At 39.6% G+C, this 26,968-nt stretch carries 25 protein-coding genes; 14 read left to right on the top strand and 11 right to left on the bottom strand.

Annotation, left to right across the window (positions count from 1 at the left end):
* Nucleotides 1–34: 34 nt before the first annotated feature.
* Nucleotides 35–1,204 carry a formate-dependent phosphoribosylglycinamide formyltransferase gene (gene purT / locus I8751_RS05915; protein WP_214438249.1) on the top strand — a complete coding sequence of 390 codons (1,170 nt, stop codon included), beginning with the start codon at nucleotides 35–37 and terminating at the stop codon, nucleotides 1,202–1,204.
* A gap of 101 nt (nucleotides 1,205–1,305) precedes the next feature.
* Entirely contained in the window at nucleotides 1,306–2,064 is a 759-nt protein-coding gene (locus I8751_RS05910; protein ID WP_214438248.1) for a class I SAM-dependent methyltransferase, read from the top strand.
* A 295-nt stretch (nucleotides 2,065–2,359) separates the two neighbouring features.
* Here the strand turns inward: I8751_RS05910 and crtH are convergent, their stop codons facing one another.
* Nucleotides 2,360–3,889, bottom strand: a complete 1,530-nt coding sequence (gene crtH / locus I8751_RS05905; RefSeq protein ID WP_214438247.1) for a carotenoid isomerase — start codon at nucleotides 3,887–3,889, stop codon at nucleotides 2,360–2,362.
* A gap of 455 nt (nucleotides 3,890–4,344) precedes the next feature.
* Between crtH and upp the strand changes: the two genes are divergently transcribed.
* From upp to I8751_RS05890, 3 genes are all read left to right on the top strand, one after another.
* Complete coding sequence (gene upp / locus I8751_RS05900) at nucleotides 4,345–4,995, top strand: uracil phosphoribosyltransferase (RefSeq protein WP_214438246.1); 651 nt, start codon at nucleotides 4,345–4,347, stop codon at nucleotides 4,993–4,995.
* A gap of 75 nt (nucleotides 4,996–5,070) precedes the next feature.
* Nucleotides 5,071–5,424 carry a hypothetical protein gene (locus I8751_RS05895; RefSeq protein WP_214438245.1) on the top strand — a complete coding sequence of 118 codons (354 nt, stop codon included), beginning with the start codon at nucleotides 5,071–5,073 and terminating at the stop codon, nucleotides 5,422–5,424.
* Nucleotides 5,425–5,551: 127 nt separating this feature from the next.
* Nucleotides 5,552–5,830, top strand: coding sequence for a YggT family protein (locus I8751_RS05890; protein WP_214438244.1), 279 nt, complete (start codon nucleotides 5,552–5,554; stop codon nucleotides 5,828–5,830).
* A 131-nt stretch (nucleotides 5,831–5,961) separates the two neighbouring features.
* On the opposite strand, the gene I8751_RS05885 is transcribed toward I8751_RS05890, so the two are convergent.
* Nucleotides 5,962–6,393, bottom strand: coding sequence for a biotin carboxylase (locus tag I8751_RS05885; protein WP_214438243.1), 432 nt, complete (start codon nucleotides 6,391–6,393; stop codon nucleotides 5,962–5,964).
* A gap of 138 nt (nucleotides 6,394–6,531) precedes the next feature.
* On the opposite strand from I8751_RS05885, the gene I8751_RS05880 reads away from it, so the two are divergent.
* A complete protein-coding gene (locus I8751_RS05880; protein ID WP_214438242.1) occupies nucleotides 6,532–7,140 on the top strand; it encodes a hypothetical protein in 609 nt (202 codons plus the stop codon).
* Nucleotides 7,141–7,203: 63 nt separating this feature from the next.
* On the opposite strand, the gene I8751_RS05875 is transcribed toward I8751_RS05880, so the two are convergent.
* Nucleotides 7,204–8,400 carry an alpha/beta hydrolase gene (locus tag I8751_RS05875; protein WP_214438241.1) on the bottom strand — a complete coding sequence of 399 codons (1,197 nt, stop codon included), beginning with the start codon at nucleotides 8,398–8,400 and terminating at the stop codon, nucleotides 7,204–7,206.
* A 335-nt stretch (nucleotides 8,401–8,735) separates the two neighbouring features.
* Nucleotides 8,736–9,797: an aromatic ring-hydroxylating dioxygenase subunit alpha gene (locus tag I8751_RS05870; protein WP_225893982.1), complete on the bottom strand. Its 1,062-nt coding sequence runs from the start codon at nucleotides 9,795–9,797 to the stop codon at nucleotides 8,736–8,738.
* Nucleotides 9,798–10,045: 248 nt separating this feature from the next.
* On the opposite strand from I8751_RS05870, the gene I8751_RS05865 reads away from it, so the two are divergent.
* Nucleotides 10,046–10,525, top strand: a complete 480-nt coding sequence (locus tag I8751_RS05865; RefSeq protein WP_214438240.1) for a YbjN domain-containing protein — start codon at nucleotides 10,046–10,048, stop codon at nucleotides 10,523–10,525.
* Nucleotides 10,526–10,751: 226 nt separating this feature from the next.
* Complete coding sequence (locus tag I8751_RS05860) at nucleotides 10,752–11,420, top strand: lipoate--protein ligase family protein (RefSeq protein WP_214438294.1); 669 nt, start codon at nucleotides 10,752–10,754, stop codon at nucleotides 11,418–11,420.
* A 2-nt stretch (nucleotides 11,421–11,422) separates the two neighbouring features.
* On the opposite strand, the gene I8751_RS05855 is transcribed toward I8751_RS05860, so the two are convergent.
* Nucleotides 11,423–12,028, bottom strand: coding sequence for an HD domain-containing protein (locus tag I8751_RS05855; RefSeq protein WP_214438239.1), 606 nt, complete (start codon nucleotides 12,026–12,028; stop codon nucleotides 11,423–11,425).
* A 176-nt stretch (nucleotides 12,029–12,204) separates the two neighbouring features.
* Here I8751_RS05855 and I8751_RS05850 point away from each other — a divergent pair, with 176 nt between their 5' ends.
* Nucleotides 12,205–12,420 (top strand): hypervirulence associated TUDOR domain-containing protein, encoded by a 216-nt coding sequence (locus I8751_RS05850; protein ID WP_214438238.1) that lies wholly within the window; start codon nucleotides 12,205–12,207, stop codon nucleotides 12,418–12,420.
* A 9-nt stretch (nucleotides 12,421–12,429) separates the two neighbouring features.
* Nucleotides 12,430–12,768 (top strand): DUF3140 domain-containing protein, encoded by a 339-nt coding sequence (locus tag I8751_RS05845; protein ID WP_214438237.1) that lies wholly within the window; start codon nucleotides 12,430–12,432, stop codon nucleotides 12,766–12,768.
* Nucleotides 12,769–12,838: 70 nt separating this feature from the next.
* On the opposite strand, the gene I8751_RS05840 is transcribed toward I8751_RS05845, so the two are convergent.
* The gene (locus I8751_RS05840) at nucleotides 12,839–14,167 is read right to left on the bottom strand and encodes a hypothetical protein (protein ID WP_214438236.1); all 1,329 of its coding nucleotides are present in this window, start codon (nucleotides 14,165–14,167) and stop codon (nucleotides 12,839–12,841) included.
* Nucleotides 14,168–14,979: 812 nt separating this feature from the next.
* Between I8751_RS05840 and fmt the strand changes: the two genes are divergently transcribed.
* A complete protein-coding gene (gene fmt, locus I8751_RS05835; RefSeq protein ID WP_214438235.1) occupies nucleotides 14,980–15,981 on the top strand; it encodes a methionyl-tRNA formyltransferase in 1,002 nt (333 codons plus the stop codon).
* 8 nt (nucleotides 15,982–15,989) lie between these two features.
* Here fmt and I8751_RS05830 read toward each other — a convergent pair whose 3' ends face one another.
* The 3 genes from I8751_RS05830 to I8751_RS30025 form a co-directional block, all read right to left on the bottom strand.
* Nucleotides 15,990–16,346, bottom strand: coding sequence for a DUF6464 family protein (locus tag I8751_RS05830; RefSeq protein WP_214438234.1), 357 nt, complete (start codon nucleotides 16,344–16,346; stop codon nucleotides 15,990–15,992).
* A gap of 994 nt (nucleotides 16,347–17,340) precedes the next feature.
* On the bottom strand, nucleotides 17,341–20,979 hold the full coding sequence (locus I8751_RS05825; protein WP_214438233.1) for a WD40 domain-containing protein: 3,639 nt from the start codon (nucleotides 20,977–20,979) through the stop codon (nucleotides 17,341–17,343).
* A 127-nt stretch (nucleotides 20,980–21,106) separates the two neighbouring features.
* The gene (locus I8751_RS30025; protein WP_263973479.1) at nucleotides 21,107–21,232 is read right to left on the bottom strand and encodes a hypothetical protein; all 126 of its coding nucleotides are present in this window, start codon (nucleotides 21,230–21,232) and stop codon (nucleotides 21,107–21,109) included.
* Nucleotides 21,233–21,271: 39 nt separating this feature from the next.
* Here I8751_RS30025 and nuoB point away from each other — a divergent pair, with 39 nt between their 5' ends.
* The gene (gene nuoB / locus I8751_RS05820; RefSeq protein WP_214438232.1) at nucleotides 21,272–21,976 is read left to right on the top strand and encodes an NADH-quinone oxidoreductase subunit NuoB; all 705 of its coding nucleotides are present in this window, start codon (nucleotides 21,272–21,274) and stop codon (nucleotides 21,974–21,976) included.
* Nucleotides 21,977–22,064: 88 nt separating this feature from the next.
* Here the strand turns inward: nuoB and I8751_RS05815 are convergent, their stop codons facing one another.
* Both I8751_RS05815 and I8751_RS05810 read right to left on the bottom strand, forming a co-directional pair.
* A complete protein-coding gene (locus I8751_RS05815) occupies nucleotides 22,065–22,442 on the bottom strand; it encodes a hypothetical protein (RefSeq protein WP_214438231.1) in 378 nt (125 codons plus the stop codon).
* Between the two features lie 163 nt (nucleotides 22,443–22,605).
* A complete protein-coding gene (locus tag I8751_RS05810; RefSeq protein ID WP_214438299.1) occupies nucleotides 22,606–22,764 on the bottom strand; it encodes a hypothetical protein in 159 nt (52 codons plus the stop codon).
* Between the two features lie 166 nt (nucleotides 22,765–22,930).
* On the opposite strand from I8751_RS05810, the gene I8751_RS05805 reads away from it, so the two are divergent.
* Together I8751_RS05805 and I8751_RS05800 are read left to right on the top strand one after the other, a co-directional pair.
* The gene (locus I8751_RS05805; RefSeq protein ID WP_214438230.1) at nucleotides 22,931–26,101 is read left to right on the top strand and encodes a DEAD/DEAH box helicase; all 3,171 of its coding nucleotides are present in this window, start codon (nucleotides 22,931–22,933) and stop codon (nucleotides 26,099–26,101) included.
* Nucleotides 26,102–26,106: 5 nt separating this feature from the next.
* Nucleotides 26,107–26,946, top strand: coding sequence for an SWIM zinc finger family protein (locus tag I8751_RS05800; RefSeq protein WP_214438229.1), 840 nt, complete (start codon nucleotides 26,107–26,109; stop codon nucleotides 26,944–26,946).
* Nucleotides 26,947–26,968 lie beyond the last annotated feature (22 nt).

The raw sequence follows: 26,968 nt of genomic DNA, 5'->3' as shown, positions 1-26,968 counted from the left end.
CATTGAATTAATTAAAATTAATCTGCATAAATTAATGAATAATTCGATTAAATTACCCAAAAAATTGATGCTGCTAGGTTCAGGAGAACTAGGTAAAGAATTTGTAATTGCGGCTCAACGCTTGGGAAATTATGTAATTGCTGTTGACCGCTATGCCGATGCTCCAGCTATGCAAGTGGCTGACTGTTCTGAAGTGATTTCTATGCTGAGTGCTGATGGTTTAGAAGCTGTAGTAACGGAGTACCAGCCTGACTTTATTGTACCAGAAATTGAAGCTATTAGAACTGAAAAATTGCTAGAATTTGAGCAAAGAGGAATTACAGTTATCCCCACTGCCACAGCAACTAACTATACAATGAATCGTGACAGAATTAGGGAATTAGCACATCAAGAATTAGGCATTAGAACTGCTAAATATGGGTATGCAGAAACTTTAGCAGAATTGATTACTATTTCTCATGAGGTAGGGTTTCCTAATGTGGTTAAACCTGTAATGTCATCTTCTGGTAAAGGTCAATCTGTAGTATCATCTACGAGTGAAGTAGAGAAAGCTTGGAATTATGCGATCGCTAATTCTAGAGGTGATAGTCAAAAAGTGATCGTTGAAGAATTTATCAACTTTGAAATCGAGATCACTTTATTGACAATTAAACAGTGGAATGCACCGACAATCTTTTGTTCTCCTATTGGTCATCGTCAAGAAAGAGGAGATTATCAAGAGTCGTGGCAACCAGCAGCTATTTCTGAAGACAAAATATTACAATCTCAACAAATAGCTCAAAAAGTCACCGATGCTTTGGGTGGAGCCGGGATTTTTGGTGTTGAATTTTTCATCACTAAAGATGAAGTAATTTTTTCTGAGCTTTCCCCTAGACCCCATGATACGGGAATAGTGACATTAATCTCACAAAATCTCAATGAATTTGAACTGCACCTCAGAGCAATTTTAGGCTTACCCATTCCCCATATAGAACTATTAAAAGCATCAGCCAGTGCCGTTATTTTAGCCTCTGAAAAATCAGACTCTATTGCATTTACAGGTGTCGCTGATGCTTTATCCGAAAAAGATGTAGATATTAGACTTTTTGGTAAACCCAGCGCTCATCCTTATCGCCGCATGGGGGTAGCTTTAGCTAAAGGTGCTGATGTACAAGAGGCAAGAGCAAAGGCTACAAAAGCAGCCAGTAAAATCACAATCATCTAGTCAATTTTATTTTATTGGTAGTAAGCAGTAAATAAACAAAAGTTTGTAGCCAGGATTTTAATAATTCAAACCTTTACTACAGACCATGAGGTTCAGTAGGTATGAACGACAAGCAAACAGAAATTTTTTTCCAAATTCATCAGAGTCTTCCCAGAGAAGGCCCTGGTAGTTCTGAATCTACAAAAAATGCTTTTCTTAAAATGATTGATTTGCCACAAAATCCAAATATTTTGGATATTGGCTGTGGCCCAGGCATTCAGACTTTTGATTTAGCTAGCCTGATAAATGGAAAAATTACTGCTATCGATAATCATCCTGTTTATGTCGATGAACTGAAACAAAAAGTCTTTCATAAAGGGTTGTCAGACCAAATTGAAGTCATCAATGCTGATATGTTTGCACTTGATTTCCTTAATACAAACTTTGACATTATTTGGGTTGAAGGTGCAATTTATATTATCGGGTTTGAAAATGGGCTGAAGCAGTGGAGACCCTTGCTCAAACTGGAAGGTTACTTGGCTGCTTCCGAAATAACATGGCTTAAACCATATCCACCAGACGAACTCAAAGAATTTTGGAATACGGGTTATCCTGCCATGCAAAACATTGAAGGTAATCTGCAAATTATCCAAAATTGTAAATACAAGATTATTGACTATTTTGTACTACCTGAGTCATCTTGGTGGAATGACTACTATAATCCTCTTGAAAAAAGATTACAGATAATGCAAAAACATTACCACGATGATGCAGAAGCTCTGGAAGTAGTTAATATGGCACAATTTGAAATTGATTTATATCGAAAATATTTTGATTATTATGGTTATATCTTTTACATTGTTCAGAAATTATCAAATTAACTTCAAAACTTGAATTTTTAAATTATTATTTTAGCGTTGCTGAATGATGAGATGATTTTTGCCTCACGCAAAGGCCAGGCAGCGCGTTGGGCAGACAGCGCCGTGGGCGAAGAGAAGTGCGGTCTTGGGCTTTGCCCAAGTGGAGCAACTTCGGGGTTTCCCGACTTGAGGCGACTGTCGTCGGCTTTGCCGACTTGTAGCGACTGTCGCGCAAAAACGCAAAGAATCTACCTTTGCCCCTGGTCGAAAATCTCAATTCATCCCACAACTATGCAACGCCATTATTTTTAATACTCTAAAATCCTAAATCAACAGCAATGCGGTGGGCGCAGGCAAATCCAGAAAATGCCACTGCATTTAAGCCCTGACCAGGAAAGGTACTATCACCCACACAATAAAGTCCGGGGATAGCTGTGCGATTAAAGGGCATTCCCAATAATCCTCGTAGCTTGTGCCGAGGAATCGGCCCATAAGTTCCATCCTCTCGCCCCAAAAAACGGCGATGAGTACGAGGGGTTCCTACTTCCAAATAATCTAAGCCAGCATCTAAACCAGGAAAAATTTTCTCTAGTCGGTCAATTATCTGCCAAGCTGCTTCTTCTTTCTTCGCCTCATACTCACTTGCAGACAGTCCCTGCCACTCATCAATCCAATTAGGCGTAAACGCATGAATAATGTGATATCCTGCTGGTGCTAAATCTGGGTCAAGCAATGTAGGAATCGAAACAAAGATTGTACCTGCCGATGCTGCCATTTTTTCCCAATCTTCTAAGACAATATGATGGCACTCTGTTCTAGTAGGCAACACTGACTCTTTTACCCCTATGTGCAAACTCAAAAAACTGGGCGATTTTTGATATGATTGTTGCCATTTTTTCTCATTATTAGGTATTTTCTCTACAGGTAGTAATTTATTAAATGTATCCCAGCGTGTAGCATTAGAAACTATGCGTTTACCTCGATAGACTTGACCATTAGCTAATTGCACGGCTACAGCTCGTCCCTGCTGCGTGATAATTTTCGTAACTCTAGCTTGGTACTGAATCCTACCTCCAGCCTTTTCTAAGCCCTCTACTAATTTCTGGGCAATTTGTCCTACCCCTCCTTTGGGATAATTGACTCCGCCATAGTGCCTGTCAGAAAAGACCATCCCAGCATTAATCATTGGTGTCATGTCAGCTGGAACCACCGACCAGCAGTAACACTCCATATCGATAAATTTCAATAACTGGGGGTCTTTAATGTAGCGGCGTGCGACATCCCCAACATTTTGAGGCAGATACTTGACTAAGCCAAGACATGCTAGAGGATGCTGGAAAAATACCCGCATTAAATACCGAGGTTCTTCTAGCGACAATAAATCTATAGTGTTAAGGTAATTGAAAACTTTCCAGCATTCGTCATAAAAGCGACGAATCCCTTTTTCTTCATGAGGGAAATAAGCAATAAGATTTTGCAAAAAATTATCATAAACTCGGTCAACTTTGATGTCTAATCTGTTAGGCAGATGATAATGAATCTGTACCGGGTCGATAATTGTCTGTTGATTAACATTTACAGCCTCAAGGGCGCGGGTGAGTAAGTTGGTTGTGCCATTGTGTCCCAACCCAAAAATCATTGATGCACCCACATCAAATCGATACCCTTGGCGCTCAAAATAGCCAGCACTACCACCTGGAATTAAATAGCGCTCTAATACCAGTACTTTCGCGTTTTTTGCTGCTAACTGGGTTGCTGTTACCAAGCCGCCAATACCAGAACCAATAACAATCACATCAAATAAAGGATCAAGGGAGAAAGTAGTGGTGCTGGAGTTTGGATACATAGGATCAGCTGTTAAATGAAATCAATCAAGAAAATAGTACTGTATATTACTTTGATTTGCATAAATAATACGTACTAAATCTTCTTTATTCTCCAATTAGCTGCTAGATATTAAATATTAAAGGAGGTAGACAAATTTTTTGTTATCACTTTTAACTTGTGGCTTCTGACACCACAGCAAAAACCTATTAAATACAATTAAAAACCGCTATATTTTGTTTTTAATTCCATAAAAAAGAGGGACAAGCCTGCTACCGCTGGCTAATCCCGTCTGCCGATCCTTAAAGAGAGGAGAACACTGAATAATAATATAACCTTGATTGAGAATAGATGTCAACTATTAATGAAAAAGATTTTCAATAAAATTAACGGTGTTGATTTTAGCGCTCAGCAGTACGCGCGAAAGAGTATGATGATGTTTCAGTTCCAGTACAATAAAAGTGCCTATTTCTGGCTATGGTGCCCCAATTGCGTGTTTATGTTCCACCCCATCCCCTAATTAAGCACTGGCTGGCGGTTGCCCGCGATGCTGCTACACCTTCAGTATTATTTCGCAGTGCGATGACTGAGTTGGGCCGATGGCTAACTTATGAAGCTGCGCGAGAATGGTTGCCGACTCTAGAAACGATGGTGCAGAGCCCATTAGATTCTTGTCCAGCAACTTTGATTAATCCTGAGATCCCTGTGGCAGTTGTGCCAATTTTAAGGGCAGGGCTAGGATTATTGGAAGGAGCACAAACGTTACTGCCTTTGGCTTCGATTTACCATCTTGGCTTAGTGCGAGATGAAGAAACTTTGGAAGTTGCGTGTTATTTGAACAAGTTGCCAGAGAAATTTGACCCCCAAACACGAGTGCTAATTACCGATCCGATGTTAGCAACGGGAGGGTCGATCATGACTGCAATGGCAGAATTGACACAACGGGGTATTGATCCAAGTTTGGTGCGAATTGTTTGTGTAGTTGCGGCTCCCCCAGCATTGCAAAAGTTGAGTGCCACGTATCCCGGTTTAATAGTTTACACGGCGACTATTGACGAAACCGTAAACAACAAGGGTTATATTGTACCTGGGTTAGGAGATGCAGGCGATCGCATTTTTGGGACTTAAGCTAGTATGCAGCTAGGGAAGGAAAATAGCTTAACTAAATTTAACAGTTGCAAAATTTCTTCAAGGGGGTAAAGTATGAGTCAGCGCGACGGTTTTGCCAGTGGTTTTTTAGCAGGGGCCTTTGTTGGTGGCGTAGTAGGTGGTATTGTGGGGGCGGCGATCGCTTCAAGGCGTGATGGGGAATTGTTAACTGAGGAAGAATCAGAACTGACCAATAGCCCCGCCGGAACTAAGAAAGTATCAACAAAACGCCGTCAAATTGTAGCCTCAGATAGCGATGGTATGGAAATGGAAACGGCAAGGCGATCGCTAGAAGATAAAATTGCCCAACTCAATGCCACAATTGACGAAGTGCGAAAGCATCTGGGTAATGTCAATGGCAATTCATCTGCGTCTATGAATGACCCTTCCCTCACCAAAGATTCTTAAAAAATTCACCTTTAGCAAAGGTGTTGATGGTGGTTAATACGGCAATAATCTGCAAACATCATGGCGTAGACTAAATTAAAATCAATAATAAGACCATTTTGAGACTTAGCAGGAAACCAAGCCATCCATGAATTTACTGATTACCACACTCGTTACCTTCTTAACGATTTATAGCTATTTACTAATTATTCGGGTTTTGTTGACCTGGTTCCCCAGCATCAATTGGTATAACCAACCATTTAGTGCTTTAAGCCAGATTACCGATCCTTATCTAAATCTGTTCCGCTCAATTATTCCCACATTGGGTGGTATGGATTTTTCACCTATCTTAGCCTTCTTGGCACTTAATTTAGCTGGTGACTTACTGAGAAGCTTGACTACCTTGCCATTTGTACAGGGACTTTAATTACTGTACTTTTCCAACACAGCTTATTTGTAGAGACGTTTTTGAACTAAACGTCTCTACAATTTTTAAGGGCTTCTAAATTACTGATAATCTTTCCTTAGCTCCAAAAGACTGCTCATTTGAATTACAAGTTATCTACGGACTTGGCCGCTAAACCCAGCAGCTTTAAACTGCTTCAGTTGCAGAGGTAATGACTGATTGGCTGGTACAGAAATTCTAAATTCAAAATCGCTGATACCTGGTGGAACCTCACTAATTGAACCAAGACGAGTCCGATTTTGCAATACCGGGTTGTTATTGGCATCATAGATGCGCCCGAAGATATCTGCATCATAAACGGTTTTGTAAGTAGCATTTTCCGCTTTGCCAGTAACAATAAAGCAATTGGCAGCCGCACTACCACTGCTGATCACAGCTCCTTGTGCCAATTCTGGGGGACAATCCTTATAGGAAACATCAGAAAGTTTAATCTGTGTCAATGCTATGGCAGAGGGAATAAACGCCCACGATAGAAAGGTGACGAAACAAGAAAGAAAGACAACCGTGAGTGAGCGCAACCGCATAAAGAACCCCGTGATTTAATCTAAATAATATGCAACTTGTAACCCCAGCTTACCTGAATTTAATTACTTGGGGGTTGTAGACTTGAATTTAACGTTTGTAATAATTAAGGAAACAAACCCTTAAATTTCCATTAAATTATGACTCCAGATGAGATTGAAACAGCCTTGCAAGCAGCCTTTAATAGTTGTGATGCAGCAAGCTGTCCTCTCACTGATATACAAAAACAGATATTACTACAAGTAGTCGAGCAAATTCAGGGAAATTCTAAATCTCGAACGTCAGATGTAGCCAATCCCTTAGATGACCTGACACCAGAAGAATTAGAGATATTTTTACAGTTCGTCAAGACACAAGAACAACAAAACCGCACCTGGAAAGTGCAATTACTCAACGATTGGCTGCATGACAATGACTCCGGAGAAGTAAAATTTATTCGCCAACGCTACGGTTTACAATGGTTAAATCGTCTGCAGTCATGTCATTTCGACAAGTATTCTTACTTTGAAGATGCACTGAAACTGAGAGTAGGCGATCGCATTGAGGTTTCCAATGCCATGTGGGAATGGGTACAAGAAAATGGCCCGTGTAAGCGGGAATGGTTTGGTTGCATCGTCCTTGAGGTTAACGAAATTAACAATGGTGATGATTCTTCTACCAATTGCACTGTCCGTTTCTACAGTGGTGCTGAGTATGAAATTCAAGGCATCTATGAATGGAATCGCTATAATTGGCGCTGGCCTCAGTAATTCGTAATACTCGCCTTTGGCGAGAAGCAAGCTACGTAATTCGTAATTCGTAATTTGCGATCGCTAATTTACTGCCCAAGCTAAAAACCTCTCGGTATGATATAAAGCTAATTGATTGCTTACACCATTGAAAACAGCATCAAAAGCGTGTTCTGCCCAAGGAATTTCGAGAAAAACCGCAGTTTTACCAGATTGAAGTAAACGTTTGTACATCTGTCTGCCAAATCGTACTTCTACTAAATGATCGCGGCTACCGTAAATTAACAAAGTTGGTGGTATGAGACGGGTCAAGTAATTTATTGGTGAAGCAATTTTGTATTGATTGGGTAATTCTTCAAGGGAACCACCGAGAAATCTTCTTAATACAGCGCGGGTATTTATGGGATCTGGACTTGGTGGTGATTTGTATCCTTCAGTTAAATCAACAGGGCCGTAATAGTTCACCACAGCACGGATAGGTGGTGCATCTGGTTGATAAGCCGCTAGCATAGCTAAATGCGCTCCCGCAGAACGACCTAAAAGTACCATGCGTTGTGGATCTGCTTCATATTCACTTGCATGTTCACGAATAAAATCAAGGGCTGTACGCACGTCATCTAATTGAGTTGGAAATTGATATTGAGGTGCGTGTCGATAGTCAATTGAAAATACTGTATATCCACGATTAGCTATATATTGATTAAACTCAGCATTGGCTCCAGGATTGCCACGTTGCCAAGCTCCACCATAAATTACTACCAAGGTTGGATACTTCCCTATCTCTGGAGGTTGGTAAACTTCCATTGTTAAAGGCACTCCCGCAGGCTTAGCAAAGAGAATACCTGTTTGATGACGTGTTTTACTGGATGGAATACCTCTAAAAAAATTAACTAAATTAAAAGGATGGGTTTGCATTTGAGCGCTGACTAGGGCTGGAATTTGCTTGAAATAGTCTCCTCCCAATCCTTGTTTCATCGCCCTAGCCATCTGCATTTGAGTTAGTGGTATATTCACCAGTACCCATCCACAAATTAGCAATCCGATTAAACTCATAATGCAAATTAGACGCTGTAATTGACGGCGATGGATGTAAAAAAAAGCAAGTAACAAACAAAGCAAATTTAATAAAAATAACCAAGGGCTGATTTCTGGCGCTCCCACCCCTAAAGTCAATAAGAACATATTGGGAGCAGGAAGAAAAATCCAAGAACTGAGAAATATACTGCCAAAACTGAGCAATAGCGTCAGCCATGATAAAATTATTTTGGATTTAGAAAACATAAATACAAGCGCTATAATCAATAAATTAACAGTATAACTAAATACTTTATTTTTAAATAACTTGTATTTTTTAGTATTAGTAAAATAGATCAGGGTGTAAATTTAAATTGTCCCAAGTATTGGATTATTCAGAATGCCAAAAGCTCGATTTGCTCCAAATCAAATAATTTGGTCTTCTTGTTTGGCAACAATTTTACCTTTAGCGCAAAACTTTTTCTTCTGTGACTAATTTTGGTGACATCAATAATGTAAAAATTACTGACGGATAATAGTTTTATATTATGCGATCGCTTGCGCTATCCCGCTGCTAAAAATAGATACAATCGAGTTAATAATTACGAATTATCAACTTGATTCTTCATCAACCTTTGTACATTCACCAATGCCCGATTAAATTCATAATTCCGTGTTTGAGAATTTTGTAAATACGCTTGCTGTTCTTCCTCAATCATTTGCACATCTTGAACAACTAAACCATCAAGTAACTTTTGCGCTGCACCAAACAAACTATCTTTCACAAATCGCCGAAACCAAATAGGCAATTTATGCAATCGCCAAAAGGCATTTAATGAAGTGAAATGAATCAAATAAGCCTTTGTTTGTATCTCATTTACTGGACATAATAAACAATAAATTTTAAAATCTTTTCCCAAAGTAGAAACCCAGTGAGGATAAATATAACTTACATCCAATGGCTCAGGATGTAGCCGCCGCAAAGCAGGGAAAAATAGCTGGGATATAGACCAAATTTTATCTATTTTATAATAACTTTGTGCTTGATAATGAGCATCCACCCGGTTAGCATCTTCGTCTATATCTTGCAATGTTGCTTCTGCCCAAGCTTGCAAATCTTGATGCAAATGTCCGTGATACATATCCATCAAATTTTCAATTAAATAAGAATAATGAGCATTGCATTTAATAATTGCAACTGTGGCAATATAATTTAAATGTTCCCATTCTGGTAAGCCTAAAGGTTCTGTAGAAGGTTCAACATTACCAGGAAATAGCCAAATAAAACCGTCTTGTTCTATTACAGGATAATGACGAATTTTACAATTTGGTAATTTCTGATTTGCTGCTAAGTAGGGAACTGTTGTACATTTGCCCTCAGAATTGAAGCGCCAACCGTGATAGGCACATTTTAATTCATCAGCGATCGCCTGACCATGACTAAGTTTCACTTGACGATGGGGACAGCGATCTTCTAAAGCGTGGATTTGTCCTTGACTATCTCTATAGAGTGCGATCGCCTGTTGCCAAATTGTCACACCTAAAGGCTTATTTGTGACTTCATCACTACGTGCAACCACATACCAATGATTGGGGTTAATACCCAACTGGCGGATATCACGATTTTGCGCGGTTTGAAAGATAGATGATATAGGCTCGGACATGTTTTTCTGCGTTAGACTTTAAAGCGTGCTGTGCTGCTCACTTTTTGGATAGCAAGTACAGTTAAAATATCTTACAAGTAATTGCTTACATAAATATCTAGTATTATTTTTTACTCAAGTATTCACAGAAAACTTAATTTAGTATGACTAATGACCAAAATATCACTTAGGGGACTCAAACTAACTGCGCCCACAAGCTATAAAGTATGTGTAGATCAAACAGCTAGTATATTGAGACAAAAATCTGTATGACAAGCTACCAACAAACCCTATCTAGCAACGAACTCGATAATGCTGTCATTATGGAGACAACAAGCATTAATCATGTAGATGTCATCGAAAATGTCATTGACAGTTTAGAACAAGATGACAGTGCAATGGTCAGCCACACGCCAGAGGGCGGTTATCTCTGGAAGTTTAAGTATGGCAGTGTGGAAGTGTTTGTACAACTTACTGGCAAAACTGACGAAGACACCATAACAGTGTGGTCTGTAGTACTAAAGTTACCTGCTAAAGATGAACCCAAGTTGATGCGGCATCTTTTGGAAATGAACTGCTCTGGCACTCTTGAAGCCCGTTTTGGTATTATTGACAATCAAGTGGTTGTGATATCAACACGTACTCTAGAGGAGTTATCTCCTGCGGAAGTTTCTCGGTTGATTACTATCGTAGCCACGATCGCTGATGACAACGATGAAGCTTTACAAGCTGAATTTGGTGGAGCTTGACTAAATAATTACTAATTCGTAATTCGTGAGGTAACCCCCGTCTTGGCGGTTCCCGACGATGGGGGACTACCGAACCCGGAGGGTAATTCGTAATTAAATGGGTTTCAGTCCCCTAGAATCGTAAATATGAATTACGAATTATGTTGACTAAGTAACTAACTTTTAACTCTTGAATTTTAAAGTGTGGCGACTCATTCCTTTACTAGAAACTTCTGGTGATGTGCAGATGGCAATTGATGGGTGGTTGTTAGAGCAACACTTGTCTGGCCACCATCCCCCAACTCTGCGTTTTTACACTTGGTCGCCACCTGCTATTTCTCTGGGATATCATCAACGCCAATATCCGCAATATTGGCAAAACTTGACTTGGCAAGGTCAGAAGCTAAATTTAGTGCGGCGTGCTACTGGCGGTAGAGCAGTACTACACCAAGGTGATTTAACTTATGCCGTCATCACATCGGGGCTAACTGGTAGTCGCCTCCAGGCATACGAAAAAATTTGTGAGTTTTTGATTCAAGGATGGCGATCGCTTGGCGTTGAGTTACACTATGGTACAGCTGGGCGAGGCTATATCCACAACCCTAACTGTTTTGGCACTGCTACAGGTGCAGATTTAGTTTTACCAGATGAAACCAAATTCATTGGTAGTGCCCAACTGCGACGCGGAAAAGCAATTTTACAACATGGTTCAATTCGCCTAAACCAAGATGCAGAATTGTTTGCTCAAGTATTTGGTGCAGAACATTCTACAACTGTGCAACTTCCCCAAAATTTTAAGGTCGAAAACATTATTGCAGCTTTGATTGCCGCTGCTTGTGATTGTTTTGGTATGGAAATAGAAGTGCAACCCCTCTCACAGTCTGAATGGCAAGCAATTTCGGCGCATCAGTCTTGAATTTAAAGGGCTGCTGAAGATTCTTGCAGATACCCTGCTGCTACACAGTCTTCAATTAGTTGAAGAACAAACGGCCAAAGTTCTGGCGCACCTGTTTCTACAGGCGCTACCCGTTTCATCACTTGATCTCGCCTAATGCCATGAATACGCCAAGTTCCGCCCTCAGTTTGCTGATTATGCAATAAAGGTTGTATGCGATCTAAAGCTGCGGCAAACTTAGCTGTGGGTGTTTTCCCTGTTTCAAACTCTTCCCAGAGTAAACGTAACTCACTACCTTGATTTGCGGGCAAAATTCCAAACAGCCTTAAGGCGGCTTGAGCTTCTTTTTCTGCCTTGCTGTGATTACCCTGGACATCATAACAAAAGGTATCACCAGCATCAATTTCTACCAAATCGTGAATCAGTAGCATTTTGATGGCATGAAATAAATCAACTCCTTCTGGAGTATATTCTGCTAATGCGATCGCCATCATCGCCAAATGCCAAGAATGTTCTGCACTATTTTCTCGGCGCGATCCATCGGTGAGCAAGGTTTGGCGAAGTATTTGCTTGAGGCGATCAATTTCAATAATGAACTGGAATTGTTGAGTTAGTCGATTGATTTGCACCTGAAATTTCTCAAAAACCACCTCATTTAGCTTAGACTCAGATCCCCGACTTTTTAAAAAAGTCGGGGATCTTGTTTTTCAGATGATCAGCCACCCATTTCTATCGTTCGGCTGATTAATTTTTTCTGGCCACCCGAACACAATAAATATGTATAAAATAGCAAAGAGAAAAATTCGTGACTGAAGAATTAAAGAAAGGCGATAAGGTGAAGTGGAATACGGCACAGGGTGAAACAACTGGTAAGGTAGAAAAAAAATTAACTTCACCTATAGATATTGGTGGACATCATGTTGCTGCCTCAAAGGAAAATCCACAGTATCTAGTGAAAAGCGACAAAACTGGAAAAGAAGCTGCTCATAAACTTGATGCCCTAGAGAAAATTGAAGAGTAATGTAGCGTTATGAGTAAAGAAATCGAATCAGTAATAGATGAGTTTCATTCTTCAGTCAACATGACACCAAAGGAACTAGCATCTTGGCTGGAAACAGAAGAATCTCAATCTGTGGGACAAAAGAAAAATGACGATGAATCAATTGGGCACAAATCCGGTAAGCGCATCATCGATTTGCTAAAAAAGAACAAAGATAGTTATACAGATGATGATTTATCGCATATCAAAAAAGTCGTTAGTTACATTCATCGCCACTCAGCACAGCAGCCTGGAGGTGATGTTGAAAATACACGCTGGCGCTACTCATTAATGAATTGGGGACACGATCCACTAAAAGGTGAAAGTTAATCGTTCTCGAAAACAAATTTCCCATTGTTAACTATGGGTAACAACGGGAAACGATAAAATTTTCTGTAAACTATCTAGAAGCGACTTGTGGCCCTGCCCAAACTTCTGTAATTTTTTGACCGAAGGTAATAGGTTGATCTGTATCTGTGGTATTTATTGTCTTACCGTCAGTGCCAACTTGTACCAAAGGCCAGTTTTCGTCTCCCATTTCGCCTGCACGGAACAGAACGCGATCTGGTTGATTTTTACTCCAACCTAATAACACAGCAATTTTCTCATGCCCATCTTCTTCTTGAGATGGAGCAACAGTATTGGCATGATCTTTTTGCCGATCCCAAATTACTGCATGATCTGTCGCATCGCCTGTGTTAAATATCCCTTCAAACTTACGGGCTAAAAAGCGATCGCCTTTTTCCGACCAGCTAACAGGAACTAACACCCCTATTTTGCCATTTTTATCTTCTTGTTCTGACGATGCAACATTTGTACTTAATAAAGGATCGTTTACAGAAGCAGTAGAAGCCATCACCCGCAACTTCTTAGTTTGTTTATCTTCTACAAATAGAACACTAGTAACCCTGCTGTTGTACATTTCGGGTTTTACTTCCATTTGTACCCTGCTATAAACCGCATACTTTCCATCAGGAGAAATCACAGGCACACTACGGTAATAGCGCACTCCAGAACTACCTTTGGCACCAATAGTCTCCTGAGTTCCTAAAATCCATTTCCAAGGGATCGGATGAGGACTTCCTATTGGATCTGCTTGTACTGCTTGTTCTTGATCAGGTTGTTTTGTGATTGGTACTTCCGTTGTGGAATTTGGTTGCGATTCTGTAAGAATTGGTGTTATTGGCGCAACGTGAACTGCTGCTAATGATTTAACAACAGGAACTTTCTTGGATAGAGAATTATTTTCTCTTGTCAAAGATTGGATTTTTGCAGCTTTTAATTTTTGTATTACATTTAATTTATTAACAGGCATCTCTGGGATCGGCGCGAGTTCCACTGCTGCCAATGTATCAGCAGTAGCTAAATTGCTACTTGATACGGAATAATCTTCTACTACCAAAGACTCTATTTTGTCTTCTTGTAATATTGGCACTTCCCCAACACCATCCATTGTCAACCGCGCAGAGTCAGACTCTTCAGTTCCAGAGTAAACTTCAGATGGTTTTAATATTTCAGCTAAATCAGGTTGGCTAATAGTAGCCACTTCCTGTGGTACAAAGTCAGAGTCTCCAGTCTCAGAAGCAATTTTTGCTACTGCTTGCGATTGTTTCGCTGAGGTAGAGTGACCTGATGCTGCAATTAAGGGAGCAATCAGCATCACAACAACAACATAATTGAGAAATGGTTGAACGCGGAACCATCCTGACAGCAAGAGGGGTTTAAGCATGTGTGGACTCTCTAGAGTAGAGGGGTGGTTGCTGTGTAAGGAGCAATGACTATGTAGCAAAGGGGAGGTGATGATTACAGGTATAACAACAAACTCAAAGGTTTAACGAGATAATTTCTTTAAGTTTGTAGATTTTTACAAAAGTTCAGTATCATTGTTCACCCTTTTACCTGCCATTTACGATATTTTACGTAAAAAACACCAGCACAAAATAGACGCAGACTCATTAAATAATTACTGGATAAAATAGACTTTTGCTGCTTTTAATATCCAACCGCACCAGATAATTGGCATTGGTTAAAAAGTATTAAGCATATCGTGTAAGCCACAGATACTAGCAGCACAGAAGTGGAGCAGAATATGCTGAACTGTTGGGAATGGCGTTAGCAACAGCTAAACCGCAGGAAACTTCCCTATTTATATCCTGCTACAACAGCACAGACCCTGATAACGGTAGAAGTGAGGCGTTACTTTAAAAGCTGGGAAAGATGACGCACAACATATAATACTCGAAAAGCACCGTTAGCATCCACCATGAAATGGAAATTGCTAACAATCTGTCAAAAATGCGAGAATACAATCCTATTTGAGAACACAACTACACTTCTAGCCAAATAAACTTACAAGTGTACTGTTAATAGTAGGTTATTTGCTAACAACTTGCTCATAAGCTTACCAAATAAACATCAATTCCGCCAAGATCACGCCATCTAATTGCATAACAATAAATTTGCCTTGCAAAAGCCTGATCGAAAATTGTGGTATCAGCTATCATTTGTCAGTGGTTAGTATTGACTATTGGCTCAAAACTAATGAAAGTAGTTTTTTTTGGTACTCCTCAGTTTGCCGTCCCCACTTTAGAAAAGTTACTAAATCAACCAGAATTTGAAGTTTTGGCAGTCGTTACTCAACCAGATAAACGTCGGGAGCGAGGAAATAAACTTACTCCTTCACCAGTCAAAAACGTTGCCGTGGCTCATAATATACCAGTATGGCAACCCCAACAAGTGAAAAAAGACGTTGAAACTTTAACCAAACTCCAAGAATCAGACGCAGATGTGTTTGTGGTTGTTGCTTATGGACAGATTTTATCGCCACAAATTTTAGATATGCCGAAGTTGGGTTGTATTAATGTACATGGCTCAATTTTACCTAAATATCGAGGTGCAGCTCCGATTCAGTGGTGTCTGTATAACGATGAGAAGGAAACAGGCATCACCACAATGTTAATGGATGCAGGTATGGATACTGGGGCAATGTTACTGAAAGCAACTACACCCATTGGATTATTAGATAATGCCCAAGATTTAGGCGATAGGCTATCTGCAATTGGTGGAGATTTATTGCTAGAAACTCTTTGGAAACTAGAACATCAGAAAATTGAACCGATTCCTCAAGATAATTCGCAAGCGACTTATGCACCTTTGATTCAAAAGCAAAATTACGGGTTAGATTGGTCAAAAAGTGCTATTCAATTACACAATCAAATTCGAGGCTTTTACCCAAACTGCATTACTACATTTCGCAACCAACCACTAAAGATAACGGCTACCATTCCCCTTGGTTCTGCCTACGATCGCCAACTACCAAAAGATTTACAAAGCATACTTCAAAAACTGCCTGATTTATCAAATCTATCGGGTAATCCAGGGGAAGTAGTAAGCATCGCCAAGGGAATTGGAGCAATCGCTCAAACTGGCGAGGGTTTGTTGTTGTTGCAAGAAGTTCAGCCAGCTGGCAAACGTCCCCAATCGGGATGGGATTTTGTTAATGGTACTCGCTTAGCTGTAGGAGAAGTGTTTGCAGAAGGTTGAAAGATGTCTTACTTGGTTTTTTCGTAGAAATGGCAACATTCACAAGGCCCGTCTGGTTTGACTGCACAGCGAATAATCTCAGAATGAGCATTGTAGCGACAAGTGGCATCACCTACTACCCAACGTCCTGCTACTAAACTTTTCTCTGCTGGTCTTTGAGCAGATTGCACATACAGGGCTATATTGTTTAAGCGGTAACGTCCTAATTTAAGTTGGTATCTGTGACGGCGTTCTAAAACCGCGTAAGTTTTACCTTCAAAATCGAGATAGTTTCCTGGTTGGGGTGTCCAATCGAGTTGGACTTTGCCGAGTGACTGACGCGGATGTGTCAGAATCACCTCAGTTGCTAAAGAATCTGGCTGCATAAGCTGATGTTATGTGATTTACATTATAAAAATGGTATCGCAGTAGCTTACTCTAGCTTACCGAATTTAGATTATGATTATTGTTTTGCTACATTTGCTGTAAATTTGCACATAGCGATCGCTACATATAAGCAGTTAAATATTTATACCCGATTTTAAAATAAAAGGTGCAGCCTTCTAAATTTTACATCAAGGGTTTTAAAATTTTATTGTCCAAATCTTGAATAAGTTTGAGTAGATTTAATATTTTTATAAAAAAATATTTTACTAAGATTTATTTATCTTAATAAACAGTTTAATAAAAATAAATAAAGTCCGCGATCGCGGACTAAAAGTAAGGGGCAATTGTTACTTTTATGGGTAACAATCTTGTCAGATTGTATATTCATTGTTGATCAACAAGCTTAAAAAATCAAGTAGCAAATACTAATTATTTGGACATAATCTATATATCTTACTTAACCGAATGTATAAACATAAAAATGTCCGCATTTGCGGACATTAGTAAGGCTTTCTGTCACTTTTTGGCTACAATCATGTGGTACATGATGTTTTTAGTTTCAATCATATCTGTCTATAAATCAAGGCAAATAAAACATGTATTTAGACATAAGCTATTGAGTTATATCCTTTATTTTAATATATTTAAATGTAGAAAAAGTATAATTTTTATATTGTGTTTATTCTGGATTAACAATACATGAACTCCAGCCCTAGAATAATCTACGAATTAAAACAAATTTGTGATCAATCGTGTAGAAACACATTTAAATATGTATCAGACACAAATCAGATATTTATGTCTTTGAGAGAGGGGGCATTTTAAAGATTTTTCAATTACAAATATAAAGGTGGTCAGGTTAACAACCCCAGAAATTCCCAGTTCTGGGGTTTTACTTTATTTCCATTTGAAGCTTAAATTTTATGGTGACAGCGTGCTTAAATTATTTGATTGGATGTCTAATGTATTCTCGTATTTACCAATACGAATAGGCTACCTGGATACTAGGATATCAACTGCGCCAAGAGTCAACAAATTTGATTTCTGTGCCTCTGTCAAACTTGTAACACCAAAAATATTCATCTTTTCATACATTTGTTCTGCTTTGAGAGTGGTAATGCACTTTTTCGTCTGCATATCCCAAAATTTAATCGCAGCATACCCACCTCCAGCAATAAGGATATTACCATCAGGGCTAAAAGCAATGCACATGACCCAAGTATTATGCCCTTCTAGGGTGGCAATACAGCGACCCTCTGCGATATCCCAAAGTTTGATTGTACCGTCACTGCTACTACTAGCTAGGATTGTACCATCAGGATTAAAAGCGATCGCCCAAAGCATATCTCGATGGGCTTGGAGAATATGCAGACATTTTCCTGTTTCTATATTCCATAATCTGATGATTCCCTCGACGCTACCGCCAGTGGCAAAAGTCCGGCCATCAGGACTAAAAGCAATCCACCAAACCCAATTACGATGTCCTGTAAAGGTTTGATAACATTGTCGAGTGGCAATATCCCAAATATTCACTGTGTTATTAAAGCTACCAAATGCTAATTTTGTGCCATCGGGGCTAAAAGCCACTGACATTCCTAGATGTACTGGAAAAGTATCAAGAAGTTGTCCTGTTAATGCATCCCACAATCTACTGTTGTTGTCATAACTGCTACTGGCTAACAAACGACCGTTGGGACTAAATGCGACTCCTGTCACCATACCTGTATGCCCTTGCAAGACTTTGGTACACTGATTTGTTGCTACATCCCATAACCGAATTGTTTGATCTGCGCTACCACTAGCGATAGTACTACCATCAAGAGTAAAGTCTACAGCAAAAATTAAATCTGTGTGCCCAGATAAAACACGACATTCACCTTCTGCTGTCCACAATCTAACGGTACGGTCTTCATTACCACTTACAATCATCGGTAGCATCTTTGATTGAGGAGAAGCACTAGGTAAAATGGGACTACAAGCTATAGTTTTTACCCAGTTATTTCTGCCCTTAAATGTCCGCAAACACTCCCCACTGGTAACATCCCATAACCTCAGTGAGAAGTCATCAGCACCGCTAGCAATCAGGGTTCCTTGGGAATTAACAGCGATCGCATCAATAGAATTAGTATGTCCTTGCAGGGTTTTAAGACATTTTTGTGTGGTAATATCCCAAAGTCGAATCGTGCCATCAATACTACAACTAGCTAAGATACTTCCATCTTTGACAAAGGCGATCGCTAGTATGCCATTTAAATGTCCTGTTAAAACGCCAATACAATTACCGCTGTTGATATCCCAAAGTCGAATTGTTCGATCTAAGCTACCACTGGCAAGTATCCCTGATGAACTAAAAGCGATCGACTTGAGCCAGTCAGTATGTCCTGATAAAGTTTTGATACATGAGCCTGTAGCTAAATCCCAGAGTTTGATAGTGTGATCTTCACTGCCACTAATAAGGATGTCGCCTTGTAGATTAAACGCTATTGACCAGACTCTACTGCTATGTCCTTGCAATATTTGGGTGCATTCTCCCAGGCTCAGATTCCAAAGCCTAATGCTAGAGTCGTGACTACTACTAATTAATGTATTCCCATCACGGGTAAAGATAACACAAACGACTCCACTTTGATGGTCTTCTAAAGTTTTCTCACACTGTCCAGTTGTAACATTCCAAAGTTTAATTTTTTCGTCTTGCCCCCCAGTAACCAAAATGTTACCATCTGGACTAAAAACAATAGACCAAATCAAACCGACATGTCCTTGATAGGCAATTAACTGTTGACCGCCGGCGACATCCCATAATCGAAAATAACCGTCGAAATGACCTGTTGCTAAAGTTTTACCATCCGGGCTAAATGCTACAGAAATGACTGTAGAGAATGTTTTTGCAAATACAGATTTTGATAAATCGGTATGAGCGAAGTTAACTTTCTTCAAAGGAGTATCTTGAAGATAAGCTTGCCAAATTGTCAAATAAGAAAAGTCATAACCAGTTAAATCAATTTGCAGGTGACAGAGAAGATTAAGAATATTACCAGCTGTATATCCGGGTTCCGGTTCGGTATAGGGAGATGACTGTTTAAGTGTGTGCAAAATCTGCGTGAGCCGAGTTACAATTGCCTGTTTAGTTCGCAGTTTTTGTAACAAGCGCTCAATTACAGGTTGAAGGATAAGTTTAGTTTGGACAACTCGCAGATAATCTTTGGTAGTAGCTTTAATGAGAGCGTGGCTGTTAAAAAGTGGAGAATTGATCACAGGTTTCCCCAGAATTTCTGCACACACCTGCTGTATGAATTGATCTGTCACATATTCCATTACCGCAGGTTGGAGGGTAAAGTGGACAGCAGTTTCTGGGATTGTCTTTTTTTCAATCAGACTTCGCCGATTGAGAGACTCTAACGCCTCTAACAATTTTATGGATGATACAGGTAAAACTAAATCAGCACATAACTCTGCTAATGTGATAGCTTCTCGATTAATTGCTAGCCAATAAATCAAGTCTTTTTCTAGAGATGAAAGGCGATGAAACTGCTGATTGAGTAAGTCGTATATACTACCAAAAACAGTAGAACCGTGAGCAAAAAAATCAGCGCTATTGCCATTAAATAACTCTTGAATGGTAGTAGCAATAATCTTAAGAGCTAGGGGATTACCTGCGTAGTGTTGAATTAAGTTTTGCCAATCTATATCTGAGCCACAAAAGAAATTTTTAGTTCTTACCAATTCTAAAGCAGCAATCGCACTCAAGCCCGTTAGTTGCCATGAACGTACTGGCAGATTTTCTCCTTCTAAGGCTGCAACTTCTGGGACTTTTTCTCGACTCGTTAACAATACGCAGCTTTGATGTGTTGTTTCTCCTATCTGGTTCAGGAGTTGTCCATAGTCTTCATATCCAGGCTGGTAGTGTCCCGATTGCTCACCACTATCTAAAACTGATTCTGCATTGTCCAAAATTACCAGACAACGGTGCGATCGCAAATGTGCCATGAATTGCGAGATAAGAACTTGCAGATTTTCCGATAAATTGATTGGTTGTCCACTGGCGAAGAATTGGAGTAGGTTTTTTAACAGTTCTCCCAGAGGTGGACTATTACGGAGACTGCGCCACACCACAAACTCAAACTGCTCTTGAATCTGCTGTGCTAGTTTTACTGATAGGGAAGTTTTGCCCATTCCACCCATCCCTAGCAGTGTCACCAAACGACAGCGATCGTTGATAATCCAGTATTTTAACTTACTAAGTTCATCTATGCGTCCAAAAAAAATGGACACATCAACAGCTTCACCCCAGTCCACTAAATTTTTAATTGTTTTTTTAGTCTCTGTATTTAAATTTTCCCGCTTTCTAGAACCTTCCTCAATACCTGCTCTGACATAATCGCTTGGTGTCAGTTCTAAGCTAAAAGCTCTAAAAAAGTAATTAAGAGATTGTTTATCAACTCCTTCTACTCGCGCCAGAATTTTGGAAACAGTAAAAGGAGCTAATTGAGTGCGATCGCTCAGTTCTTCTAAGGTAAATCTGGCTCCATCATTTTCTAAAATCTCGGCTTGATGCCTAGCCTCCTGAAGCTTTTGAAATCCTGGATGGCTAAGGATAACACCACGCCTGCGTCTTTGCTTGGGCAATTCCATTGGATTACAAGGCTAAAGCTAAGTTGAAGTTAATTTTACTAGTTTTGAGACAACAAGCAAAATGCTTGATTACTTTCTCATTTCAGGAGTTCGCGCATTTATGACAACTATGATTGTGTCGCAGAGCTTAAGTTAGCACCTTAACACCTTGATCTTTACTGGTAAACTTTTGAGCTTGATTAGAAACTGAAGATATCAATTTTTCACCAGCAATTGCCAGCATTTCTCCGACGAACATCGCCAAAGCTGCCATTGTTGAAAAACTTATTCAATATTTTAGGGTACTCGACCCATGACAAATACAACTATCAATCCAATTGAGTCTCCCGAAGTAACACAACAACTATCTGAAAATATCATTCTTACAACGCTAGATGACCTCTACAACTGGGCAAAAATGTCTAGCCTGTATCCCCTGATGTTTGGTACAGCCTGCTGTTTTATGGAATTCATGGCTGCTTATGCATCTCGTTTTGACATGGAGCGATATGGCATGATTCCCCGTGCTACTCCTCGACAAGCAGACTTGATGATTACCGCAGGCACAATCACAATGAAGTATGCGCCTAACTTGGTACGTCTGTATGAGCAAATGCCAGAACCCAAATATGTAATTGCAATGGGAGCTTGCACCATTACAGGAGGTATGTTTAGTGTAGATTCTCCCTCTGCTGTTCGCGGTGTAGATAAGTTAATTCCAGTTGATGTTTATATACCAGGATGCCCCCCCAGACCAGAAGCAGTTCTTGATGCTATTATCAAACTGCGGAAAAAAATTGCCGATGAAAGTATTCAAGAACGGCAGAAAACTCAACAAACTCACCGCTTTTACAGTATCTCTCATCGGATGAAGGTAGTCCCTCCTGCTTTTGATGGGCAATATCTTAGAAGCTCAACACGACAGATTCCACCCCCAGAATTAACCACAACACCAGGATTACCCTTAGTCTTATCAGACGCGATTAAATTAGACACAATAAATCGCGTCTCTACATGAGGCTTTTTGGCTTAACTAAAAGGTATTGAGATCAAATTTTAATTTACGAATTACGAACTTGTACTGAGCGCAGCCGAAGTATTACGAATTACCAACCACTAGCACCAATATTTTTGCACACAATTTGCATTGCTTTACCTGGGGAAGAACTGGCGACAAAAGCTACTTCCCCTTTTTTCTGCTCTTCTTGAAGTACCTGTCCTTCTGAGCCGTAAATGGCAATGTGATCGAGAAAAAGCCGTGATTGTCCGCATGATGCCGAGAATGTAGTCTCAAAAATACCATCACCATACATGCCATAAAGCTTATATGTCGTGCCACTAATAGTTTCTATATCTAGAGCTATACGGTTGCCTAATTTATCATGTCCCACTGTGATATATCTTTCTATATCTTCAGCGATCGCAGTACCATTACTGAATAAAGCAGCGATCGCTCCTACAATACCACCTATTTTTAATAACATTGCGTTAAAAGTATCAGATTTGATATCTTTCTACTCATAATCACAGCGATTCTGGCACGGTATAAGCACTGAATTGGAATAAAGTTGAGAAATCATTGACCTGCAATGCCAATACATCGACTTGTAATGCCAATACATCGGCCTGCAATGCCAATACATCGGCCTACAATGCCAATGCATCAACCTGCAATGCCAATGCATCAACCTGCAATGCCAATGCATCAACCTGCAATGCCAATACATCGACCTGTAATGCCAATGCATCAACCTGTAATGCCAATACATTGACCTGCAATGCCAATACATCGACTTGTAATGCCAATACATCGACTTGTAAAAATTAATCTATCCTGCGTTACGCAGCAACTCTAAAAAACTTGGGTGTACAAGGTAGCTTTAGTAGAAAGTAAAAACGTTACTGTTACTTTCATTTGGTAAAGTAATTCTAAACCACTAAAATTTCTCACTCATCCAGAGGCACTGCAACTATGAAAGTCCTTCATGGCACCTGGATACCAAATGCAGACACCGACTTTATGCAGTCAGGTGCTTTTTGCTTGTGGGTAGAAACCTCTACCGTAAAAAAAAGCCGTGCTAATCATCAAAACACTCATCCTGGACATTTACCAAAGGATGAATTAATCGCATTTCTAAACCAAGAGTTGGGAATTAAAGAACCAGCGCCTAAATTAAGTCAGCGGATATCCCCAAAATACTTTGCCCTGCCAACTATCAATAATCAACCCCTCCCTTCACCCGAATTAATTAAGTATTTAGAAGTGGAAATTCCTGAAGATTACGAGGAATTTCAATATTGGCAAGTAGATTGTTATCAAACGGTGATATCTACTAAAGCCGAACCAGCAATCAACGTAATTAAATTCCTCAACGACATTCATTTTTTAGCACTGTATAACTCTGGTGATATTCAACTTGGTTCCGATTTGTTGTTTTGGTATCACTACACCCAAGCTTTTAAGCAAATAATTCTCAAAGATCAATATATTCCGGCGTTGAAATATCGGCAGTTAGCAGCTAAAACGACTAAGAAAAAAAGCAAACTGCCGACTTTGCCGCCATTTGAAATCTACGCCACTTGGGAAATTATTTCTGAAGAATACACAGCTAATATTCAAAAATACCTTGATTACATGCCGCTGATTTGTGTGGCAGGTTCTACAACAGCCAGTAGCATTGAGTTTTTCGATAAAGAAACTTTGTTGCGTCACTTTTCGGAATCTGTACTTAACAATTTGGTAACGCACACACCTTCTACAGCCACTTTTGACAAACAAATTGCCGATTCTCTCATTGATTATTGCTTTTATCCCCAGCGACATAACCCGTTAACAAAAAATGCTGCACTAGAAGAATACAAGCAATGGCAAGCTTGGAAAGCTAAAATTACCCGCACTCAAGCAGACTCTCCCTTTCATCTTTGCTTTCAGTTACATTCCCCTCCTACTGAAAAGATAGATAACTGGCAAATGCAGTTTTTGGTAGCTAACAAACAAGACCCTTCTTTGAAGCTGGCTTTGGCAGACTACTGGAATATGAATAAAACTGCTAAAACTGATGTCTACAAACAATTTGGCAAAGAATTTGAAACTAATCTGCTGTTAAGTTTGGGTTACGCAGCCAGAATGTATCCCAAATTGTGGCAAGGATTAGAAACAGACCAACCTACAGATATGCAACTGACTTTAGATGAAGCCTTTGACTTCCTCAAAGAAAGTGCTTGGGTGCTGGAAGAGTCTGGATTTAAAGTAATTGTACCTGCTTGGTATACTCCCGCAGGTCGCCGTCGCGCTAAAATTCGCCTGCAAGCATCAGGACGTAAACTTGCCCCAACTAAGGGTGAGACAAAAAGCTATTTTGGTTTAGATTCGTTAGTACAGTATCAATATGAGTTAGCGATTGGTGAGCAAGTTGTCACCCCCCAAGAATGGGAACAACTGATTAATGCCAAATCTCCCCTAGTGCATTTTCGCGGTCAGTGGATGGAGCTAGATCGAGATAAAATGCAGCAATTACTCGAATTTTGGCAATCTCACGGCGATGAACAGCCCCAAATGAATTTGCTGGAATTTCTCCAACGCAGTGCCGAAGTTGGGGAAGAATGGGAAATTGAACATGATGATGTGCTGTCAGAAATGATAGCAAAGCTCCAAGATAAAAGCCGACTGGAACCAATTTCTGACCAATTAAATCTGCAAGGAAACTTGAGAGAATACCAAAAACGCGGCGTTTCGTGGCTGGAATATTTGGAACGTTTGGGTTTAAATGGCTGTTTAGCAGACGATATGGGTTTGGGTAAGTCGGTACAGGTGATTGCGAGATTAGTACAAGAGAAGGATTTACAGTCAACTGTTTTACCAACACTGTTAATTGCACCTACCTCCGTTGTGGGGAATTGGCAAAAAGAAATTGCCAAGTTTGCACCTCATTTAAAAACTATGGTGCATCATGGTAGCGATCGCCTGCAAGACTCTAAAGAGTTTAAACTTGCCTGTCAACAGCATGATGTCATCATTACTTCCTTTACCCTAGCCCGCAAAGATGAGAAGTTATTAAATAGTATTGAATGGCAACGCCTAGTTTTAGATGAAGCACAAAACATCAAAAATCCCAAAGCCGCGCAAACTAAAGCTATTCTTAAACTCTCCGCAAAACATCGGCTAGCGTTAACAGGAACGCCTGTAGAAAACCGCTTACTAGATTTGTGGTCAATTTTTAACTTTCTTAATCCCGGCTATCTGGGTAAAGAAGCTCAATTTCGTAAGTCTTTTGAAGTTCCCATTCAAAAAGATAACGACCGCGTGAAATCAACTACCCTCAAAAAGTTAGTTGAACCTCTAATTTTACGACGCGTCAAAACAGACCAATCGATTATTAATGATTTGCCTGATAAAGTTGAACAAAAACTCTACACCAACTTGACAAAAGAACAAGCATCACTTTATGAATTAGTAGTCAAAGATGTAGAAGAAAAATTACAAGAAACAGAAGGTATTAAACGTAAAGGATTAATACTTTCAACTTTAATGAAATTGAAACAAATTTGTAATCATCCAGCCCAGTTTTTACAAGATAATAGTGAATTTTCCACCGAGCGATCGCATAAACTCAGTCGGTTAGCAGAAATGGCAGATGAAGCAGTCTCCGAAGGAGAAAGTCTACTAATATTTAGCCAATTTACTGAAGTTTGCGAAAACATCGAAAAGCATATCAAACATCATCTGCATTGCAATACTTACTACTTACATGGCGGCACTACCCGCAAGCGCCGCGAACAGATGATTAGTGAATTTCAAGAACCAGATACAGAACCATCTGTATTTATTCTTTCACTCAAAGCAGGTGGTGTTGGCATTACCCTAACTAAAGCTAACCATGTCTTTCATTTTGACCGTTGGTGGAACCCAGCCGTTGAAGATCAAGCAACCGATCGAGCTTTTCGTATCGGTCAAAAAAAGAATGTTTTTGTGCATAAATTTGTTGCCATTGGTACTCTAGAAGAAAGAATTGACCAGATGATAGAAGATAAGAAAAAACTCTCTTCTGCTGTGGTTGGTAGTGATGAATCATGGTTAACAGAATTAAATAATGAAGCCTTTAAGCAATTAATCGCATTAAATAAAAGTGCAATTTTGGAGTAGTTTTTATGACTAAATTTAGTCGGACTTGGTGGGGCGATCGCTTTATTAAAGCATTAGAAGATTTTACAGATGATAATCGACTCAAACGAGGACGTTCTTATGCAACTGGCGGTAAGGTTTTGAGTTTTGATATTGACCAAAATAGAATTACTGCTAGAGTTAAAGGCTCAATTAATCCCTATTTTGGTGTTTATAAAGAACCAACATATAATATAAACATTGAAATCAAACCCATTGCCAAAACAAGCTGGAATGAAGCTATTAAAAAACTTTCTTCCAAAGCTAGTATTGTGTCTCGATTACTGCTTAATGAAGTGCCAGAAAATATTGAAGATACTTTTTCTCGCTTGGGATTACACTTATTACCCCATAGTAGTAAAGACTTCACTACTAAATGTTCTTGTCCAGATTATGCTAATCCTTGTAAGCATATTGCCGGAGTTTATTATCTAGTAGCCTCACAACTAGATAACAATCCATTTTTATTATTTGAACTAAGAGGATTATCTCAAGCAGAACTGCAAGCAAAACTCGCTGATTCCCCATTAGGTAAAGCACTTGCAGAAGAACTGAAAGCTAAAGAAATTTCTTTAGAAAATTCCACCTCTTTTTATACCCAATTAGAAAAGCAATCTATTGATCAAAAGCCAACTGCAAGGGAATTTTGGTTAGGAACCAAGCGATTACCACAAACTATTGAAGTTCCCACCCCTAGCGGTGTATCGGCAATTTTGATCAAAAAACAGGGAGATTTCCCTGCTTTCTGGTCAAAAAATAATTCTTTTATTGAAACAATGGAGGAGTTATATCAGCGAGTCAAAACAAAAAATCAAAACTTAATGTAACTCTTCCCTATGCTCTATGCCC

The sequence above is a fragment of the Atlanticothrix silvestris CENA357 genome (genome assembly GCF_016056295.1).
Lineage (GTDB): Bacteria > Cyanobacteriota > Cyanobacteriia > Cyanobacteriales > Nostocaceae > Atlanticothrix > Atlanticothrix silvestris.
This window is presented reverse-complemented; position numbering and strand designations above follow the sequence as displayed.